At 74.4% G+C, this 18,400-nt stretch carries 15 protein-coding genes, 1 tRNA gene and 1 pseudogene; 14 read left to right on the forward strand and 3 right to left on the reverse strand.

Features of this window, described 5'->3' with window-relative positions; translation table 11 throughout:
* Positions 1 to 253: 253 nt before the first annotated feature.
* Positions 254 to 844 (reverse strand): annotated as a pseudogene (locus EDF32_RS06280) (TetR/AcrR family transcriptional regulator); the annotation flags it as partial.
* 66 nt (positions 845 to 910) lie between these two features.
* A complete protein-coding gene (locus EDF32_RS06285) occupies positions 911 to 3,412 on the reverse strand; it encodes a glycogen/starch/alpha-glucan phosphorylase (protein ID WP_123307701.1) in 2,502 nt (833 codons plus the stop codon).
* Positions 3,413 to 3,483: 71 nt separating this feature from the next.
* Here EDF32_RS06285 and EDF32_RS06290 point away from each other — a divergent pair, with 71 nt between their 5' ends.
* The 9 genes from EDF32_RS06290 to EDF32_RS06330 all read left to right on the forward strand — a co-directional run bounded on the left by EDF32_RS06290 (position 3,484) and on the right by EDF32_RS06330 (position 12,211).
* Entirely contained in the window at positions 3,484 to 4,776 is a 1,293-nt protein-coding gene (locus tag EDF32_RS06290; RefSeq protein WP_233565762.1) for a helix-turn-helix domain-containing protein, read from the forward strand.
* 110 nt (positions 4,777 to 4,886) lie between these two features.
* On the forward strand, positions 4,887 to 6,410 hold the full coding sequence (adh, locus tag EDF32_RS06295) for an aldehyde dehydrogenase (protein WP_123307703.1): 1,524 nt from the start codon (positions 4,887 to 4,889) through the stop codon (positions 6,408 to 6,410).
* A 103-nt stretch (positions 6,411 to 6,513) separates the two neighbouring features.
* Entirely contained in the window at positions 6,514 to 6,963 is a 450-nt protein-coding gene (locus EDF32_RS06300; protein WP_123307704.1) for a DUF779 domain-containing protein, read from the forward strand.
* A 33-nt stretch (positions 6,964 to 6,996) separates the two neighbouring features.
* Positions 6,997 to 7,515, forward strand: a complete 519-nt coding sequence (locus EDF32_RS06305) for a DinB family protein (protein ID WP_233565763.1) — start codon at positions 6,997 to 6,999, stop codon at positions 7,513 to 7,515.
* 82 nt (positions 7,516 to 7,597) lie between these two features.
* On the forward strand, positions 7,598 to 8,599 hold the full coding sequence (locus EDF32_RS06310; RefSeq protein WP_123307706.1) for a hypothetical protein: 1,002 nt from the start codon (positions 7,598 to 7,600) through the stop codon (positions 8,597 to 8,599).
* A 699-nt stretch (positions 8,600 to 9,298) separates the two neighbouring features.
* Positions 9,299 to 10,318 (forward strand): pirin family protein, encoded by a 1,020-nt coding sequence (locus EDF32_RS06315; protein WP_123307707.1) that lies wholly within the window; start codon positions 9,299 to 9,301, stop codon positions 10,316 to 10,318.
* 196 nt (positions 10,319 to 10,514) lie between these two features.
* The gene (locus tag EDF32_RS06320) at positions 10,515 to 10,871 is read left to right on the forward strand and encodes a helix-turn-helix transcriptional regulator (protein WP_123307708.1); all 357 of its coding nucleotides are present in this window, start codon (positions 10,515 to 10,517) and stop codon (positions 10,869 to 10,871) included.
* Positions 10,868 to 11,617, forward strand: coding sequence for a cation diffusion facilitator family transporter (locus tag EDF32_RS06325; RefSeq protein ID WP_199734843.1), 750 nt, complete (start codon positions 10,868 to 10,870; stop codon positions 11,615 to 11,617). Before EDF32_RS06320 ends, EDF32_RS06325 begins: the two co-directional genes overlap by 4 nt.
* Before the next feature lie 102 nt (positions 11,618 to 11,719).
* Positions 11,720 to 12,211 carry a hypothetical protein gene (locus EDF32_RS06330; RefSeq protein ID WP_123307710.1) on the forward strand — a complete coding sequence of 164 codons (492 nt, stop codon included), beginning with the start codon at positions 11,720 to 11,722 and terminating at the stop codon, positions 12,209 to 12,211.
* An 88-nt stretch (positions 12,212 to 12,299) separates the two neighbouring features.
* On the opposite strand, the gene EDF32_RS06335 is transcribed toward EDF32_RS06330, so the two are convergent.
* Positions 12,300 to 12,373 (reverse strand) — tRNA-Gly (locus EDF32_RS06335).
* A gap of 108 nt (positions 12,374 to 12,481) precedes the next feature.
* Between EDF32_RS06335 and EDF32_RS06340 the strand changes: the two genes are divergently transcribed.
* The 5 genes from EDF32_RS06340 to EDF32_RS06360 all read left to right on the forward strand — a co-directional run bounded on the left by EDF32_RS06340 (position 12,482) and on the right by EDF32_RS06360 (position 18,393).
* The gene (locus tag EDF32_RS06340; RefSeq protein ID WP_123307711.1) at positions 12,482 to 12,889 is read left to right on the forward strand and encodes an NINE protein; all 408 of its coding nucleotides are present in this window, start codon (positions 12,482 to 12,484) and stop codon (positions 12,887 to 12,889) included.
* Positions 12,890 to 12,966: 77 nt separating this feature from the next.
* Positions 12,967 to 13,542 (forward strand): dCTP deaminase, encoded by a 576-nt coding sequence (gene dcd / locus EDF32_RS06345; protein WP_123307712.1) that lies wholly within the window; start codon positions 12,967 to 12,969, stop codon positions 13,540 to 13,542.
* Positions 13,543 to 13,573: 31 nt separating this feature from the next.
* Complete coding sequence (locus EDF32_RS06350) at positions 13,574 to 14,644, forward strand: hypothetical protein (protein WP_123307713.1); 1,071 nt, start codon at positions 13,574 to 13,576, stop codon at positions 14,642 to 14,644.
* A 96-nt stretch (positions 14,645 to 14,740) separates the two neighbouring features.
* Positions 14,741 to 17,836: a Na+/H+ antiporter subunit A gene (locus EDF32_RS06355; RefSeq protein ID WP_123307714.1), complete on the forward strand. Its 3,096-nt coding sequence runs from the start codon at positions 14,741 to 14,743 to the stop codon at positions 17,834 to 17,836.
* On the forward strand, positions 17,833 to 18,393 hold the full coding sequence (locus EDF32_RS06360) for a Na(+)/H(+) antiporter subunit C (RefSeq protein ID WP_370449932.1): 561 nt from the start codon (positions 17,833 to 17,835) through the stop codon (positions 18,391 to 18,393). The genes EDF32_RS06355 and EDF32_RS06360 overlap by 4 nt, the downstream gene beginning before the upstream one ends.
* Positions 18,394 to 18,400 lie beyond the last annotated feature (7 nt).

The following is an 18,400-nucleotide window of genomic DNA, read 5'->3' on the forward strand; positions in this document are numbered from 1 at the left end:
CGGGGGGGGCCGGGGCGGGGGGGGGGGGGGGGGGCGGCGGGGGGGGGGGGGGGCGCGCGCGGGGGGGGGGGGGGGGGGGGGGGCGGGGGGGGGGGGGGGGCGCGGGGCGCGGGGGGGGGGGGGGGGGCCCCCCCGCGCCCCCCCCCCCCCCCCCCCCCCCCCCCCCCCGGCGCCGCCCCCCCCCCCCCCCCCATCCCCCAGCCCGGGGGGGGTGTCCCACGTCTCGGCGGACCGGGGACCCCGCGCCGGGCGGGACCGCCGCGCCCACCGCCCGGAGCACGAACGACTCCGTCGCCGCGAGCGTCCGTTCGCGCTCCTCCGGGTCGTCCGACGCGCGGCGTCCCGAGAGGCACGCGTTGACGAGGCCCACGGTGACCTGGACGTCCTGCGGCGGGAGCTCCCGCACGGTGATCCCCGCGGTGATGATGCGCCGCAGCACCTCCTCGACCGTCGCCGCGTGCTCACGCAGCCGGCTGCGCGCGTCGCGGGAGAGGACCTGGCGCAGGTCCGGCCCGGGCGCCAGGTGGAACACCGGCGTCAGGCCGGCCTGCTGGCGGATGTAGGTGTGCAGCTGCTCGACCGGGTCGGTGACGCCGGCGAGCGACTCCTCGAGCCGGCGCAGGTACTGCTCGGTCTCGTGGGTGATGAACCCGAGGAGCAGGTCCTCCTTGTCGGAGAAGTGGTTGTAGACGGCCGTGCGCCCCACGCCGGCGGTGCCGGCGATGTCCGCGAGGGAGATGGCGTCGAACCCGCGCTCCGCCATCAAGGTCGCGAGGGCGTCGAACAGCCTGCGCCGCGTCTGCTCCCGGTGCTCGTGGAGGGACCCTCCGATGATCTTGGGCATGCTGACATGCTAAGCCCCGACCGTCAGAACATCGGACGGCCGGGGCTCGGCGGGGACGGACCTCGCTCAGCCCAGCGGCACCGCGCGGGCGTGCCAGATCCGTTCCAGGTACTCGCGCATCGACCGGTCGGAGGAGAAGAAACCGCTGCGCGCGACGTTGAGCACGGCGGCCCGCGACCATGCGTCCGGGTCGGCGTACGCGACGTCGACCCGCGCCTGCGCCTGCATGTACGAGCGGAAGTCCGCGAGCACGAGGAACCGGTCCTCGCCCAGCAGGCTCGACACGACCGGCTCGAACTCCTGGTGGTCGCCACCCGAGAAGGCCCCCGAGGCGATGAGGTCCAGCGCGCGCCGCAGGTCCGCGTCGGACTCGTAGTACGACGTCGGCTCGTAGCCTGCGGAGACGACGTCCTCGACCTCGGGCTCGGAGAGCCCGAACAGGAAGAAGTTGTCGTCGCCCACGAGCTCGCGGATCTCGACGTTCGCGCCGTCGTCCGTCCCGATCGTCAGCGCTCCGTTCAGCGCGAACTTCATGTTGCCGGTGCCCGAGGCCTCCTTGCCCGCCAGGGAGATCTGCTCCGAGAGGTCCGCCGCGGGGATGAGGCGCTCGGCGAGCGTCACGTTGTAGTTCGCCGGGAAGGCGACCGTGAGCCGCCCCTCGAGGGCCGGGTCGACGTTCACGGTGCGCCCGACGGCGTTGATCAGCGCGATGATCTCCTTCGCCATCCGGTATCCCGGAGCCGCCTTCGCGCCGAAGACGAACGTGCGCGGCGTGACGTCCTCGACCGCGAGCCGGCCGGAGCGCACCTGCTCGTAGAGCGAGACGACGTGCAGCACCTTGAGCATCTGGCGCTTGTACTCGTGCAGCCGCTTGACCATCGCGTCGACCATCGTCTCCGGGTCGACGACGATGCCGTCGCGCGCGGCGAGCGTGTCGACGAGGACCTTCTTGTTGGCGGCCTTGACCTGACGGAAGCGCTCGCGGAACCCCGCGTCGTCGGCCAGGGGCTCGAGCTCGCGCAGGCGGTCGAGGTCGGTGATCCAGCCGTCGCCGATCGCCTCGGTGACCAGGCCGGACAGGCCCGGGTTGGCGAGCCGGACGAACCGGCGCGGGGTGATGCCGTTGGTGACGTTCGTGAACTTCTCGGGCTCGAGCTCCGCGAAGTCGTGCAGCACCTTGTCCCGCAGCAGCTGCGAGTGCAGCGCCGCGACCCCGTTGACGTGCGAGCCGCCCACGGTCGCGAGGTGCGCCATCCGCACGGCGCGCTCCGGGTGCTCGGCGATGATCGACATGCGGCGCACGCGCAGCTCGTCCCCGGGGAACGCCTCGCGCACCCGGACCAGGAACTCCTCGTTGATCCGGTAGATGATCTCGAGGTGGCGCGGCAGCAGGCGGCCGAGCAGCGAGACCGGCCAGACCTCCAGCGCCTCCGGCAGCAGCGTGTGGCACGTGTAGTTGAAGACGCGCGTCGTCACGGACCAGGCGTCGTCCCAGTCCCAGCCGCGCTCGTCGACGAGGATCCGCATGAGCTCGGGCACCGCGATGACGGGGTGGGTGTCGTTGAGCTGGAACGTGATGCGCTCCGGCAGGCGGTGCAGGTCGAACCCCTCGGGCAGGACGTAGTCGATGAAGTCGTGCAGCGAGCACGCGACGAAGAAGTACTGCTGCTGCAGCCGCAGCTCCTTGCCCTGCGGGGTGGAGTCCTCCGGGTAGAGCACCTTGGAGATGTTCTCGGCGAACGTCTGGGCCCGCACCGACTCCGTGTAGTCGCCCGAGTTGAAGATCTGCAGGTCGAACGCGTTGCTCGCGCGCGCGCTCCACAGGCGCAGCGTGTTGACGCGGCCGTTGAGGTACCCGGGAACCATGTAGTTGTAGGGCAGGCCCTCCACGGACCAGTCCGGCACCCAGCGCGAGCGCTCGGTCCCGTCGTCGTCCCGCGTCCGCTCGGTGTGCCCGCCGAACCCGACGGTGACGGCCGACTCGGGGTGGGGGAACTCCCAGGGCGAGCCGAGCGCGAGCCAGTTGTCCGGCTGCTCGACCTGGCGCCCGTCGACGAACGTCTGGCGGAAGATCCCGTACTCGTAGCGGATCCCGTACCCGATGGACGGGACGCCGAGCGTCGCGAGCGAGTCGATGAAGCACGCCGCGAGCCGGCCGAGGCCGCCGTTGCCGAGCCCCGGCTCGACCTCCACCTCGCGCAGCTCGTCGATCTCGATGCCCAGCGACGCGAGGCTCTCGGACGCGAGGTCGTCGAGGTCGGCGGCGAGCAGGTTGTTCTCGAGCTGGCGCCCGAGCAGGAACTCCGCCGAGAGGTAGGCGACGGCCTTCTCCTGGGCCTCCTCCTGGTGGCGCAGCGTCTCGAGCCAGCGGGTCATCAGGTAGTGGCGCACGGTGCGCGCGAGGGCGAGGTACTTGTCGTTCACGGACGCGCGCGTGAGGTCCACGCCCTGTCCGAAGTTGAGCTCGCGGAGGAACTCTCGGGTGAAGCTCTCGACCGTGTGCTCGCGGATCGCGAGAGGTGGGTTCGTCACGTTCCTACCGTACGCGGGAGCGTGTTTCGGGCGCATGGCCGGCGTCCTACACTCGAGGTGTCCGGCGCCCGCGGTCAGCGGCGCCCGAGCAGCCCGGAGGCGCGACGATGCGCAGCACGGCGATGTCCCCCGACCCGCGGGCGCGGGACGAACGGCGCCTGCGCGCCGCGCACGAGTCCTTCGTGACCACCGGCGCCGTCCCTCCCGGGCTGCGCCCCTTCGTGGCCGCCTCGTGGCGGCGCAGCGCCCGCAGCGGGGTCGACCCCGACGTCGTCGGCGTGGACGTGTCGATCGACGACGCCGACCTCGCCGCCTACCGGGCCGGGCACGCGCTCGCCCCCGTGATGCCCGTGGTCCGCGAGCTCCTGCTGGACGCCGCGGTCGCGGACGGGCTGGTCGTCGCGGTGATGGACGACGCCGGTCGGCTCCTGTGGGTCGAGGGGAACCACGGGGTGCGCGACGCCGTGGGGCGGGTCGGGTTCGTCGAGGGCGCCGTGTGGCGCGAGGAGCGGGTCGGGACGAACGCCCCCGGCACGGCGCTGGCGACGCGCCGCCCGGTCCAGGTGCTCGGGGCCGAGCACTGGACGCGGCCCGTCCAGGACCTCAGCTGCGCGGCCGCGCCGATCCGGGACGCCTCGGGCCGGGTGCTCGGCGTGCTGGACGTGACCGGCGGCGGGAGCGCGGGGTCCGGCGTGGTGATGTCGCTCGTGCGCGCGTCGGTGGCCGCGGTCGAGGCGGAGCTCGCCGCGCGGGCCGCGCGGGGCGCGGTGACCGACGACGGGGGCCGGGCGGCGCGCCCGGCCGACGGGACGTCGTCGGGCACCGGCACGTGGCTGGAGGTGCTGGGGCGCAGCGCGCTGCACCTCGGGCCGGGCGTCTCGCGGCGGCTCGGCCCGCGGCACGCCGAGATCCTGCTGCTCCTCGCCGAGCACCGCCGCGGGCTGTCCGCCGACGAGCTCGCGGTGCTGCTGCACCCCGGCGCGCTGAGCGAGGTCGCCGTGCGGGCGGAGGTCTCGCGGCTGCGCCGCGTCGTCGGCGACCTGCTCGGTGGGTCGCGGCCCTACCGGCTCGCCCGGCCGCTGGCGACGGACGTGGGAGTCGTGCGGGACCGGCTCGCCGCGGGCGACCTCGCCGGGGCGCTGGCCGCGTACGCGGGGCCGGTGCTGCCACGCTCCTTCGCCCCCGGCGTCGAGGCGCTGCGGGCCGAGCTCCGCGCGGAGCTGCGCGGGGCCGTGCTCGCGTCGCCCGACGCCGCGTCCGCGGAGCGCTGGCTCGCGAGCGACGAGGGCGCGGACGACCTGCAGGGGTGGCGCCACCTCGCCGCCCTCGTGGCCCCGGGGACCCCGGCCCGGACCCGGGCGCTCGCGCGCGTCGCGCTGCTCGACCGCGCGCTGGGCTGAGCCGAGCACCGTCCCGCCGAACCCTGCAACGGGACTGCAACCCTTCGCGTCCTACCGTCCGGGCAGGACGGCGCACCGAGGCGCCGTGCGCACGCGAGGAGGCAGGCAGCATGACCGTCTACGCCCGGCCGGGGACCCCCGGCAGCATCGTCGAGTACAAGGCCCGCTACGACCACTGGATCGGCGGCGAGTACGTCGCCCCCGCGAAGGGGCAGTACTTCGAGAACCCGAGCCCGGTCACGGGCCAGACCTTCACCGAGGTCGCCCGCGGCACCGCCGAGGACATCGACCGCGCCCTGGACGCCGCGCACGGCGCCGCGCGGACCTGGGGCAAGACGTCGGTGACGGAGCGCTCGAACATCCTCAACAAGATCGCCGACCGGATGGAGGCGCACCTGGAGGAGATCGCGGTCGCCGAGTGCTGGGAGAACGGCAAGCCGGTGCGCGAGACCCTCGCCGCCGACATCCCGCTGGCGATCGACCACTTCCGCTACTTCGCCGGCGCGATCCGCGCGCAGGAGGGCTCGATCTCGGAGATCGACGGGGACACGGTCGCCTACCACTTCCAGGAGCCGCTGGGCGTCGTCGGGCAGATCATCCCGTGGAACTTCCCGATCCTCATGGCGACGTGGAAGCTCGCCCCGGCGCTCGCGGCGGGCAACTGCGTGGTGCTCAAGCCGGCCGAGCAGACGCCCGCGTCGATCCTCTTCCTCATGGACCTGATCGGGGACCTCCTGCCGCCCGGCGTGCTCAACGTGGTCAACGGCTTCGGCGTCGAGGCCGGCAAGCCCCTCGCCTCCAGCCCGCGCATCGCGAAGATCGCGTTCACGGGGGAGACGACGACGGGGCGCCTGATCATGCAGTACGCGAGCCAGAACATCATCCCGGTCACGCTCGAGCTCGGCGGCAAGTCGCCGAACATCTTCTTCGACGACGTGGCGCGGGCCGACGACGCGTTCTACGACAAGGCGCTCGAGGGGTTCACGATGTTCGCCCTGAACCAGGGCGAGGTGTGCACGTGCCCGTCCCGCGCCCTGATCCAGGAGTCGGTCTACGACTCGTTCCTCGGCGACGCGATCGCCCGGACCGAGAAGGTCGTGCAGGGCGACCCGCTCGACACGGACACGATGATCGGCGCGCAGGCCAGCAACGACCAGCTCGAGAAGATCCTCAGCTACTTCGACATCGGCAAGGACGAGGGCGCGAAGGTGCTCACGGGCGGGCACCGCGCGGAGCTCGAGGGCGACCTCGCCGGGGGCTTCTACGTGGCGCCGACGATCTTCGAGGGGAAGAACTCCATGCGGGTCTTCCAGGAGGAGATCTTCGGCCCCGTCGTCGCGGTCACGAGCTTCAGCGACTTCGACGACGCGATGACGATCGCCAACGACACCCTGTACGGCCTGGGCGCCGGCGTCTGGTCGCGGGACGCGAACACGGCCTACCGCGCGGGCCGGGAGATCCAGGCGGGCCGGGTGTGGACCAACTGCTACCACGCGTACCCCGCGGCGGCGGCGTTCGGCGGGTACAAGGGCTCCGGCGTCGGCCGCGAGAACCACAAGATGATGCTCGACCACTACCAGCAGACCAAGAACCTCCTGGTCAGCTACTCGCCCGACCGGCTGGGCTTCTTCTAGGCCGAGCACGGTCCGCCTCGTCCCCGCGAGCACGGGGTCGCCGTCCGATCAGCACGGCTGGCCCGGCGACGACCCCGTGCTCGGCGGACAGGAAGGAGCACGGATGTCGGACGACGTCGACCGGCCCGCCGAGGCGCACCCCGTCCCCGAGCGGGTCGCGGTGACCGATGCGGCCGCCGTGCTCCTCGCGCACCTGCGCGAGGAGCACGGCGAGCTGATGTTCCACCAGTCCGGGGGCTGCTGCGACGGCAGCTCGCCCATGTGCTACCCGCTGGGGGAGTTCCTCACCGGCGACGCGGACGTGCACCTGGGCGACCTGCGGGTCCCGGTGCCCGACGACGGCGCTCGCCCGGGCGGGACGGCGAGCGTCCCGGTGTGGATGAGCCGCAACCAGTTCGAGTACTGGAAGCACACGCACCTGACGATCGACGTGGTGCCGGGCCGCGGCGCGGGCTTCAGCCTCGAGGCGCCCGAGGGTGTCCGCTTCCTGATCCGCTCGCGGATCTTCAGCGACGAGGAGTGGGAGGCGCTCGAGGCGGCCGGCGCGCTCTGACCCGGTGGCGCGGCGCGGCCTATGCTGCCGGGCATGAGCGAGATCGAGCCGGACACGAAGGACTGGACCTGGGTCGTCGAGCGCGTCTGCCCCGAGTGCGGGTTCGACGCCGGCGCCCTGGCGCCCGACGCCGTAGGAGCGGCCGTGCACGCCGCGATCCCGCGGTTCGTCGCGGTGCTGGACCGCGACGACGTCCGCGAGCGCCCCGACCCGAGCACGTGGTCGCCGCTCGAGTACGCGGCCCACGTGCGCGACGTGTTCGACGTGTTCGACGGGCGCCTGGCGCTGATGCTCGGGCAGGAGGCGCCCGACTTCGCGGACTGGGACCAGGACGCCGCGGCGGGCGGGTACGCGCAGGAGGACTCCCAGGACGTCGCGGCGGGGCTGCAGCGCGCCGGCGCCCGGGTCGCGGCCCGGTTCGACGCGGTGGAGGCGGACCAGTGGGAGCGCACGGGACGGCGGTCCAACGGCTCGCAGTTCACGGTCGCCACCCTGGGGCAGTACTTCGTGCACGACGTCGTCCACCACCTGCACGACGTCGGCGCCGACTGACCCCCACCGGCGCGGGCCCGCGCTGACCTCGGCGCCACCGCGACGAAACACGCCCGAATCGTCCGCCCCGTACGGTCCGGCCATGATGGCGGGCACAGCGGGGTCGGTCCCCGAGGAGTACGCGGACGACCACGTCCTGGTGGTGCCGGCCGGCGCGGCGCTGCCGGAGCGGGCGCGGGCCTGGTTCGCGGGCGCCGGGTGGCTGCGCGAGCCGCTCTCGGCCGACGAGGCCAGCGCCCGCGTGCCGCGCCTGGCGGGCGCGCGCTTCCGCGGCGTCGTCGCGCGGGCCCCGGCCGAGCCGGGGGTCCTGGGCGTCGGGGAGGCGTTCACCGCCGTCGGTCCGTTCCCCGTCACCGCCGAGCAGCGCGGCCTCCTCGGGGTGCCCGACGGCGCGTCGGGCTTCGCGCTGCACCCCGCCGTCCCGGTGCAGCGCGGCCCGGTGCCGCTGCCCGAGGACCGGGACGGGCTCGGGCGGGCCTTCGCGTCCGGGGCGCCGCTTGGGGAGGAGCTGCGCGTGCTGCGCTGGGCGGTGGCGGTCGCCCGGGACGTCGGCGGCGTGCTCGTCACCAGCACCCGCGAGGTCCTCGCCCCGCCCCCGGAGTCCTCGGTCGACCTCACGCTCTACAGCGCGCACCCGCTGAGCGCGGGCCAGACGCTGCCGCTGCTGCGCAAGGTGCAGCCGGGCGCCCGCCTCGTGAGCGAGGAGCAGGTCGAGCGCGGGCCGGCCGGGTTCGCGCTCGTGGCGGAGTCCGCCTACGACGGCGACCTGCACGTGTGGATGCAGCGGGCACCCACGCTGCCGCGCGCGCTCGAGGCGCTCGACTGGCGCGAGCACGGGCCGTTCGCCTACCGGCTCCTGTGGCGCCCGGTCGACGCGTACGAGCTGGAGCTGGAGCGGCCGTCGGGCACGCACGTCATCGCGCGGGCGCGGCTGCGAGCGGCCGTCGCGCGGCTCGCGCTGTCCCTGGGTGCGGCCGTCGGGGGGACGGTGGTGGGGGACGGCGGCTTCGTCGTCGGGCACGACGGCGCGCAGGGTCTGCGGGCGCGCGCCGCGGCGACGTCCGTCGGCCTGCTCTGGGGGTGACGCGTCACCGTTGTCCACAGGCGCGGCGCACAGCTCTGTGGACGACGAGGAAAAGCGCAGGCCACAGGTGTGGACAACCCTGTGGAGATCCCGGGGCGGGCGAAAACACCCCCGGGGCGCGCGGAATCCCGGCACTCGTGCTAGTTCCGCCGGGGCCCGACGGCGGGCCGGAGAGGGAGTTGTCCACAGATTCTGTGCACATGGCTGTGGGTGGCGCGGGGGTTCCGCGGCTGCGCCTGTGGACAACGTCCTGGGCGGAGAGCCAGCGCGAATTACATCGCGTGAACCTGTTGCACAGGCCACACCGCAGGACTACAAACGTCTCTAGCGGCACCGTGGCCGCGACCGGCAGACGACCTCGAGAACCACCCGAGCGCCATCGCCGGGCTCGCGACGCACGGGGTCTACCGACCGGAGAACGGCCCGACACCCTCGGCAGCAGCCGCCGGGGACTGCGTGTGACGACGCAGGTCTCGCCGGACCCGGAAGCACGACCACGAGAGGTGACGACTGCGGTGAGACGGTCCCCGGGCCCGAGCGCCAGCACTTGCACCGAGCCGTGACGTCACAACGGCGCCCCGTCGTCCAGACCCCTGGGTCCGCGGACGTGCGATCCGGGGCACGGGGTCGGCAGCGGGCCCCTCGGACTCAGACCCCGAGGGGCCCGCTGATGCTTGGTCCAGGGCCTACGCTCGCGCCATGAGCAACCTGGAGACCCGGCCGGACGAACGGACCTGCGAGGCCGGGCCCGACGCCGGGGGAGTGCAGGTCCTCGCCCACCGTGACGTCCCGCTCGGCGGCCCGCGGTCGATGGACGTGCGCCGCACGATCCCGCAGCGCGTCCGCTCCCTCGTGGGCGCCTGGTGCTTCTGCGACCACTATGGGCCCGACGACGTCTCCCGGTCCGCCGGGATGCAGGTCCCCCCGCACCCGCACACGGGTCTGCAGACCGTCTCGTGGCTGTTCGAGGGGGAGATCCTGCACCGCGACTCGACCGGCTCGCTCGAGACGGTGCGCCCCGGCGAGCTCAACCTCATGACCGCCGGCCGGGGGATCTCCCACTCGGAGGAGTCACCGTCGGGCCGCCGGGCCCCGCGCCTGCACGGCGTGCAGCTGTGGACGGCGCTGCCCGCGGCGCACCTGGACGACGCACCGTCGTTCGAGCACCGCGGCTCGCTGCCGACGGTGCTCGCGCTCGGCGCGCGGGTGCAGGTCTTCCTCGGGTCGCTGGGCCTCGGCGGACGGGTCGTCACGTCGCCGGCGACGGCGTACAGCCCCCTGGTGGGCGCGCAGATCGACCTCGACCCGGGCAGCGACGTGCTCCTCGACGTCGATCCGGGCTTCGAGCACGGCCTGCTGGTGGACGCCGGCGAGGTGCGGCTCGAGGGCGAGGTCGTGCCGCCGTCGTCCCTCGGCTACGTCGGCACGGGCCGCACGGCGCTGCGCGTGCAGGCCTCGAACGACGGCCCGGCGCGCGTGGTCCTCATCGGCGGCGAGCCGTTCGAGGAGGAGATCGTCATGTGGTGGAACTTCGTGGGGCGCACGCACGACGACGTCGCCCGCGCCCGGGCGGACTGGACGGCGCAGCTCGCGGCCGACGGCGGGTACGTGCCCGGGGCGGACGCCCTGCGGTTCGGCGAGGTGCTCGGCTACGGCGGACCGCCGCTCCCGGCGCCGCGCCTGCCCGACGTGCGGCTGCGCCCGCGCCGCAGGGTGTGAGCCCTTCCCGCTGACGCGGTGCCCTGCGGCGCCCGCCCGTCCGCCCCCGGTCCGCCCCCGTCCGCCCCGTCCGCCCCTGCCCGCCCCCGTCCGGTGCAGAGGAACATGTTGCGCCCGCGCCGGCGGGTGCGAGCGTCCCGGTAGCGGGCCGCGGTTCACGGTTTCGTGGATACATGTCTCGGTGTACCGTCGATGCATGACCGCTGAGCTGCTCTCCGAGGGCGCGACCCTGACGCACACCGCCGCGCTGGCGCGGTTCGGGCACGCGCTGTCCGACGGGACGCGCGCCCGGGTCCTGCTCGCGCTGCGCGAGGCGCCCGCGTATCCCTCGGACCTCGCGGAGGCGCTGGGCGTCTCCCGGCAGGTCATGTCCAACCAGCTGGCCTGCCTGCGGGGCTGCGGCCTGGTCGAGGCGGCGCCCGACGGTCGCCGCGTCCGGTACCGGCTCACCGACGAGCGGATCGCCGCCGCGCTCGGTGACCTGCTGGGCCTCGTCCTCGCGGTCGACCCGGGCTGCTGCGGGCCGGGCTGCACCTGCGGGGCGCCGGCGTGAGGGCACCGACGGCACGGACGGCGCCGGCAGGGCGGGCGAGCCGGCCGGCGATCGACGAGCGTCGCCGCGTCCTGGCGCGCCGGATCCGGTGGGTCGTCGCCGCGACGATCTCCTACAACGCGGTCGAGGCGGTCGTGGCTCTGACCGCCGGCCGTGCCGCCTCGTCCAGCGCGCTGGTCGGCTTCGGGCTCGACTCCGTCGTGGAGGTGCTCTCGGCGGCCGCTGTCGCGTGGCAGTTCGCGGGGCGCGACCCCGAGGCGCGCGAGCGGACCGCGATGCGGCTCATCGCGTGCTCGTTCTTCGGGCTCGCCCTGTTCGTCACCGTCGACGCCGTCCGTGCGCTCGCGAGCGGCGCGGAGCCGGAGCGGTCGACGGTCGGGATCGCGCTCGCCGCACTGAGCCTCCTGGTGATGCCGGCGCTCTCGTGGTTCGAGCGCCGCACCGGGCGCGAGCTCGGGTCCGCCACGGCTGTTGCCGACTCCCGGCAGACCCTGGTCTGCGCCTACCTGTCCGCCGTCCTGCTCGTCGGCCTGCTGGTGGACGCCGTGCTCGGCTGGTGGTGGGCCGACCCGGTCGCCGCGGTCGTCATCGCCGGCTTCGCAGCACGGGAGGGGTGGGAGGCCTGGCGCGGGGACATCTGCTGCACGCCGGTGGCCGGGCTCGTCGGGGACGGCGGCGGTGACGCCTGTGACGACTCCTCGGGCGACGGTGGGTGCGGCGACGGCTGCTCCTGCTGCTCCCGTTGACGCCCGCTGCTCCGCTGACGCCTGCTCTGCCATCGCGTGCCTGTCCCCGTCCGCGCGCCGGCACCCGTGTCGCGGGGCGGCCACCGTGACTAGGGTCGGACCATGGACTCCGCCGAGCTGGTCGGTCGCTGGACCGGGACCAACGGGTTCCGCCTCATGCCGGGCGACGAGCTCCGCGAGCTCCCGGCCGCCGTCGTCGTGACCGCGGCCGCGGGCGGGCACCTGGTCCTCGTCGCCTACGACTGGCAGCACCCGGACGACGGGCCGCAGGACGGCCTGATCGTCGTCGGCCCGGTCGAGGACCGCGGCGACGGCCCCGACGGCGGCGACGGCGTCCCCCTGACCGCCACGTGGGGCGACTCGTGGCACCAGAAGCCGGCGCCCATGACGCTGTCCGGCCGGCAGGACGCCGACGGCGGCATCGTCCTCGAGGGCCGGTACGCGGGCGACTGGGGATGGCGGGTGCTGCTCGACGCGGACCCCGGCGGCGGGCTGCGGCTGCGGATGGACAACGTGGTGCCGGCGGACCAAGCCTCCGGGCGGCTGCTCGCGGGGCCCTACCCGGCGATGGTGCTGCGGGCGCACCGGGCCTGACCCGCGGTGCCCGCCCCCGCCCGCCGAGCTAGCGCGCCGGCAGAGAGACACCGAAGGCCCGGACCTCGTGGTCCGGGCCTTCGCGTGGTGGAGCGGGTGACGGGAATCGAACCCGCGCTATCAGCTTGGGAAGCTGATGTTCTACCATTGAACTACACCCGCGCGGCGCTGCCGGGGCTCGCGTGCGCAGGCTCCCGGCGTCGTTGCGCGCCCCGATCATAACCAGAACCTCGCCGGAATCCAGAACCGGGTCCGGACACCAGGAGCCTCGTGAGCGACCAGCAGCAACCGCCGTACGGCCAGGAGCCCCCGCCGCCTTACGGGCAGCAGCCTCCCCAACCCCCGTACGGCGGCCAGCCTCCTTACGGCGGCCACCCGCCATACGGCTCGCCCCCGCCGCCCTACGGCTACGACCCGACCGCGAAGTCGCGGCTCGCGGCCGGCCTGCTCGGCATCTTCCTCGGCGGCCTCGGCATCCACCGGTTCTACCTGGGCTACACGGGTCTCGGGACCACGATGCTTCTGCTGTCCGTCGTCGTCCCGATCGTCACGTTCGGGATCGGGTTCTTCGTGCCGATCGGCGTCGGCATCTGGGGCCTGGTCGAGGGCATCCTCTATCTCACGGCCAGGACGGGCACCTACGCGCGCGACGCCCGCGGCCGCCCGCTGCGGGACTGACCGGGACGTCGTCGGGCACGGCCCGCCGGCGCGAGACGCCCGAGCACATCCAGCAGGCGAGCCGCTAGCGTGATCCCGTGCTGCTCTCCGACCGCGACATCAGGGCCGAGCTCGACGCCGGCCGTGTCCAGCTCGACCCCTACGCGCCCGAGATGCTGCAGCCGTCGAGCATCGACGTGCGCCTCGACAAGTACTTCCGGCTGTTCGACAACCACAAGTACCCGTTCATCGACCCGAGCGAGGACCAGCCCGAGCTGACCCGCCTCGTCGAGGTCTCCGGCGACGAGCCGTTCATCCTGCACCCGGGCGAGTTCGTGCTCGGCTCGACCTATGAGGCGGTGACGCTGCCCGACGACGTCGCGGCGCGCCTCGAGGGCAAGTCGTCGCTGGGTCGCCTCGGGCTGCTCACGCACTCGACCGCGGGGTTCGTCGACCCCGGCTTCTCGGGCCACGTGACCCTCGAGCTGTCCAACGTCGCGACGCTGCCGATCACGCTGTGGCCGGGCATGAAGATCGGCCAGATGTGCTTCTTCCGGCTGTCCTCGCCGTCGGAGCACCCGTACGGCTCCAGCGTCTATGGTTCTCGCTACCAGGGACAGCGTGGCCCGACGGCGTCCCGCTCCTGGCAGAGCTTCCACCGCACCCAGGTGTGAACCGCCCCGAGAGACCCCCACGAGACGAGCGATGCCGACCCACCCGAGCGCACTGAAGCCGCTGCCCCCCGCCGGACCCTCCGGGTACCAGGCGCGACACCTGCTCGCGCTGCCCGACGACGTCCTGGTCGACGAGGTCGAGACCCTCGCCCTGTCCCGCTTCGCCGGCGCCCGCTGGGACGTCGTGCCCGACGCCGTGGTCCCCGCCTCGCCGGCGCCCGCGGTCGCCGGGCCGGGGGAGCCGGGCGTCCTGCGGACCTCACGGCACACGACGCTCACCGGCCCGTACGCGCCCGGCCCCGGCCTGCCGCCCGGCACGGCGATGGTCTTCGACGTCGTCACCCCGCGCGAGCGCGGCGAGGCGATGTTCCCCGGCGGCGGCGACCGCGACGGGCTGGGGCGCGCCTTCCCCCGCGGCCTGCCGCACCGGGAGGAGGGCCGCGCCCTCGCGTGGCTGGTCGAGGCGGCCCGCCGGCTCGGCGGCTCCATCGCGGTCGACGTGACCGACGGCGGCGTGCCCGGGGTGGTCCTGACGCCCGACCCGGCGGTCGCGGTCGACATGGTCGTCTACTCGGACGTGTGGCTCGACCCCGACGCGGCGCACGCCGTGCTGAGCGAGGTGGACCTGCGGGTGCACCTCGCGATGGACGGCACGGAGTGGCAGGGCCCGCCGCGCGGCATCGCGGACCTCCCGCTCTACCGCGGCGAGCAGATGGACGCGGCGCAGCGCCGGCGGATCCACGCGGCCGCCGACGAGGTCGACATCAAGGCGCTCACCAGCGGCGAGCCGCTCGACGGGTTCGGGCTGATGCTCGACCTCGGGGTGGACGGGCTGGTCGCCGTCGAGATCGACGGGACCGAGGAGCTCCCGCTGCTGCTGCGCGGCCTGCCGTGGACCGCGGGCGGCGCGGTCTCCTACCGGGTGCACTGGGAGCCGGCCGACCTCGAGGCGTCGCAGGACGAGTTCCCGTCGCTCGACTTCCGCGTGGCGCGCAAGCGCTCGGCCGAGCTCGTCGCGGCCCTGGCGAAGGCGCTGCACCGTGCCGTGGGAGGCGAGATCGCCGACGAGGCGGGGTTTCTGGTGGAGCCCGCCGACCTCTGACGCACCCCCGCTCGCGGGCCGCCCGGACGGACCGGCCACCCGCTCGAGCAGGTAGGATCGAACCCCTCGCCCACCCGCCCACAGGACGGAGCGGACGTGCTGCTGCTGCTCGTGGCCCACCTCCTCATGGCCCTTGCTGCGCCTGCCCTCGTCTCGCTGTTCCACCGGCGCGCGTTCTGGGTGATGGCGCTCGCGCCGGCCTCCGCGGCGGTCTACGCGCTGGCGCAGACCTCTCGGGTGATGGACGGCGACTACCCCGAGCAGACCGTCTCGTGGGTGCCCTCGCTCGGCCTCGAGCTGGCGTTCCGCCTCGACACGCTGTCCTGGTTCATGCTGCTGGTGGTCGGCGGCGTCGGCGCCCTGGTCCTCGTGTACTGCTCGGCCTACTTCTCCGCGACCGCCGCGGGCCTGCGCCGGTTCGGCGCCGTCCTGACGGCGTTCGCCGGCGCCATGGTCGGCCTCGTCACCGCCGACGACCTGCTGCTGCTGTTCGTGTTCTGGGAGCTGACGACCGTCTTCTCCTACCTGCTCATCGGCCACTACGCGGACCGCAAGGCGAGCCGCCGCGCCGCGATGCAGGCGATCGTCGTCACGACCGCCGGCGGGCTCGCGATGCTCGTCGGGCTCGTCGTGCTCGGCGAGGCGGCCGGCACCTACCGGCTCTCCGCCGTCGTCGCCGACCCGCCGCACGGGACGGCGGTGACCGTCGCCGTCGTCCTGCTGCTCGTCGGCGCCGCGACCAAGTCCGCCCTGATCCCGTTCCACTTCTGGCTGCCCGCCGCGATGGCGGCGCCCACGCCGGTGAGCGCCTACCTGCACGCGGCGGCCATGGTCAAGGCCGGCGTGTACCTGGTGGCCCGCTTCGCGCCCGCGTTCGCGGACCGCACGGAGTGGAAGGTCCTCGTCGTCGTCCTCGGGGTCGGCACGATGCTCGTCGGCGGCTACCGCGCGCTGCGCCAGCACGACCTCAAGCTCGTGCTCGCCTTCGGCACGGTCAGCCAGCTCGGCCTGATCGTCCTGCTCGTCGGCTACGGCACCCGCGGCGCCGCCCTCGCCGGGCTCGCGATGCTGGGCGCGCACGCCATGTTCAAGGCGGCGCTGTTCCTCGTCGTCGGGATCGTCGACGCAGCCACCGGCACGCGCGACCTGCGCCGGCTCACCGGTGTCGGCCGGCGGCTGCCCGCCACCGCGACGGTGGCGGCGCTCGCGACCCTGTCCATGATCGGCTTCCCGCCCTTCGCGGGGTACGTCGCGAAGGAGGCCGGCCTCGACACGCTCGTGCACGGCGTCGGCGTCGGCGACGGCTGGGCGGACGGCGTCGTGCTCTGGGGCTTCGTGCTCGGCTCGATCCTCACGGTCGGGTACAGCCTGCGCTTCTGGTGGGGCGCCTTCGCGACCAAGGACCCGCTGGCGACGAGCACCGCGCGCGGCGCCCACGTGCCGGCGAACGCGCACGTGCCCGCCGCCGGGGACGTCTCCGCGCGGCGGGCGCGCAACGCCTCGCGCGCGGCCGACGCGGACGACCCCGAGGCGCCCGTCGACCCCGCCGACATCCGCCCGCCGTCGATCCTGCTGGTCGGTCCGCCGGCGGTCCTGGCGCTGCTGGGCCTGGCCGCCGGGCTCTTCCCGCACGTGGGCGAGGCGGTCCTCGGCCCCTACGCCGACACCTACCCGGACGGCGAGCCGGGCCACCTGACGCTGTGGGCCGGGTTCGGCGCCCCCGTCGCGCTGACGCTCCTCGTGTACGCCGCGGGGATCCTGCTGTTCCGCCAGCGCGGCTGGGTCGAGCGGTTCCAGGCCTCGATGTGGGACGCACCCGAGGCGGACCGCGTGTACCGGCGCACGATGCGGCGCCTCGACGAGCTCGCGGCCGACGTCACGGCGGCCACCCAGCGCGGCTCCCTCCCGTTCTACCTCGGCGCGATCCTCGTCGTCCTCGTGGCCGGGCCGGGGATCGCGGGCCTCGCGGGCTGGTCCGGGGAGCTGCGCGTCAAGGCGTGGGACCGGCCGGCCCAGGCCGTCGTGGTCGTCGCGATCGCGGTCGCGACGATCCTCGCGACGCGCGCCCGCCGGCGCCTGAAGGCCGTGCTCCTCGTCGGCGCCGCCGGCTACGGCAACGCCGCGCTGTTCCTCCTGCACGGCGCGCCGGACCTCGCGATGACCCAGGTGCTCGTCGAGACGATCACCCTGGCGGTGATGGTGCTGGTGCTGCGGCGCCTGCCCCCGTACTTCTCCGACCGCCCGCTCGCCCGGAGCCGCTGGCTGCGGCTCGGGGTCGGGCTCGCCGTCGGGATCGTGATGATGGCGTTCGCCGTCGTCGCCCCGCTCGCGCGCGTGGCCACGCCGGTCTCGGTCGACTTCCCCGCCGAGGCCAAGGAGTTCGGCGGCGGGAGCAACGTCGTCAACGTGACCCTGGTCGACATCCGCGCCTGGGACACCGTGGGCGAGATCTCCGTGCTGCTCGTCGCGGCGACCGGCGTCGCGTCGCTGGTCTTCCTGCGCCGGCGCAGCGGCGAGATCCCGCGGGCGCAGGCGACCGGGGACCTGAGCGCGCAGGAGACGGTGTGGGGCGACGTCCCGGACCGGGGCGGCGCCCTGCGCACCCGGGGCCTGCCCGACGGCGCGGACGCGCCCCGGATGCGCCCCTGGCTGCGCGCCGAGCAGACCCTGGCGCCGCAGCGGCGGTCGGTGATCTTCGAGGTCGTGACCCGGCTCGTCTTCCACTCGATGGTCGTGTTCGCGCTCTTCCTGCTGTTCTCGGGCCACAACGCCCCGGGCGGCGGGTTCGCCGCGGGCCTGCTCGTCGGCATCGCGCTCCTCGTGCGCTACCTCGCGGGCGGCCGGTACGAGCTCGGCGAGGCAGCGCCGGTGAACCCCGGCCTCCTGCTCGGCACCGGGCTGTTCCTCTCCGCCGGCGTCGGCCTGCTGGCGCTCCTCGCCGGCGGGCAGGTGCTGCAGAGCGTCATCCTCGACTGGTACCTGCCGGTCCTCGGCCACGTGCACCTCGTCACGTCGCTCTTCTTCGACATCGGGGTGTTCCTGCTGGTGGTCGGTCTCGTCCTGGACATCCTCCGCTCGCTCGGGGGCGAGATCGACCGCCAGGGCGAGCTCGCGCCCGAGGACCTCGACCGCGGCCCGGAGAACGAGCTCGAGCTGCTCGGCCCGCACCGGACCGGGGGCGGTCGCGCATGAGCGGGTACCTGCTCGCGGCCGGGGGCGACCCCGCGACGCCGGACGCGGGCCTGAGCATGACGCCGAGCCTCGCGCTCGTGCTCGCGATCGGCGTCCTGTTCACCACCGGCGTCTACCTGCTGCTCGAGCGGAGCCTGACCCGCGTGCTGATCGGGTTCATCCTCATCGGCAACGGGGCGAACCTCCTGCTGCTCGTCGCGGGCGGCCGCGCGGGCGGCGCCCCGATCGTCGGCATCACGCCGGTCGAGCAGATGAGCGACCCGCTCGTGCAGGCGATGGTGCTCACCGCCATCGTCATCACGCTCGGTCTCACGGCGTTCGTGCTCTCCATGGCCTACCGGTCCTGGCAGCTGCACGGGCACGACGAGGTGCAGGACGACCTCGAGGACCGCCGCATCGCGCGGATCGCCGCCGCCAACCAGCCCAGCTACGAGGACACCGACACCGAGGAGTCCGGCTCCCTGGACACCGAGGCGCCGACCGTCCGCGACGAGACGAGCACGCTCGGGCGCGACGACCGCCGACGGCGCCACCCGGACGGGGGGAGGGACGAGTGAGCTACTC

This window comes from Cellulomonas sp. PhB143, from assembly GCF_003752595.1.
In the GTDB taxonomy this organism is placed as follows: Bacteria; Actinomycetota; Actinomycetes; order Actinomycetales; family Cellulomonadaceae; genus Paraoerskovia.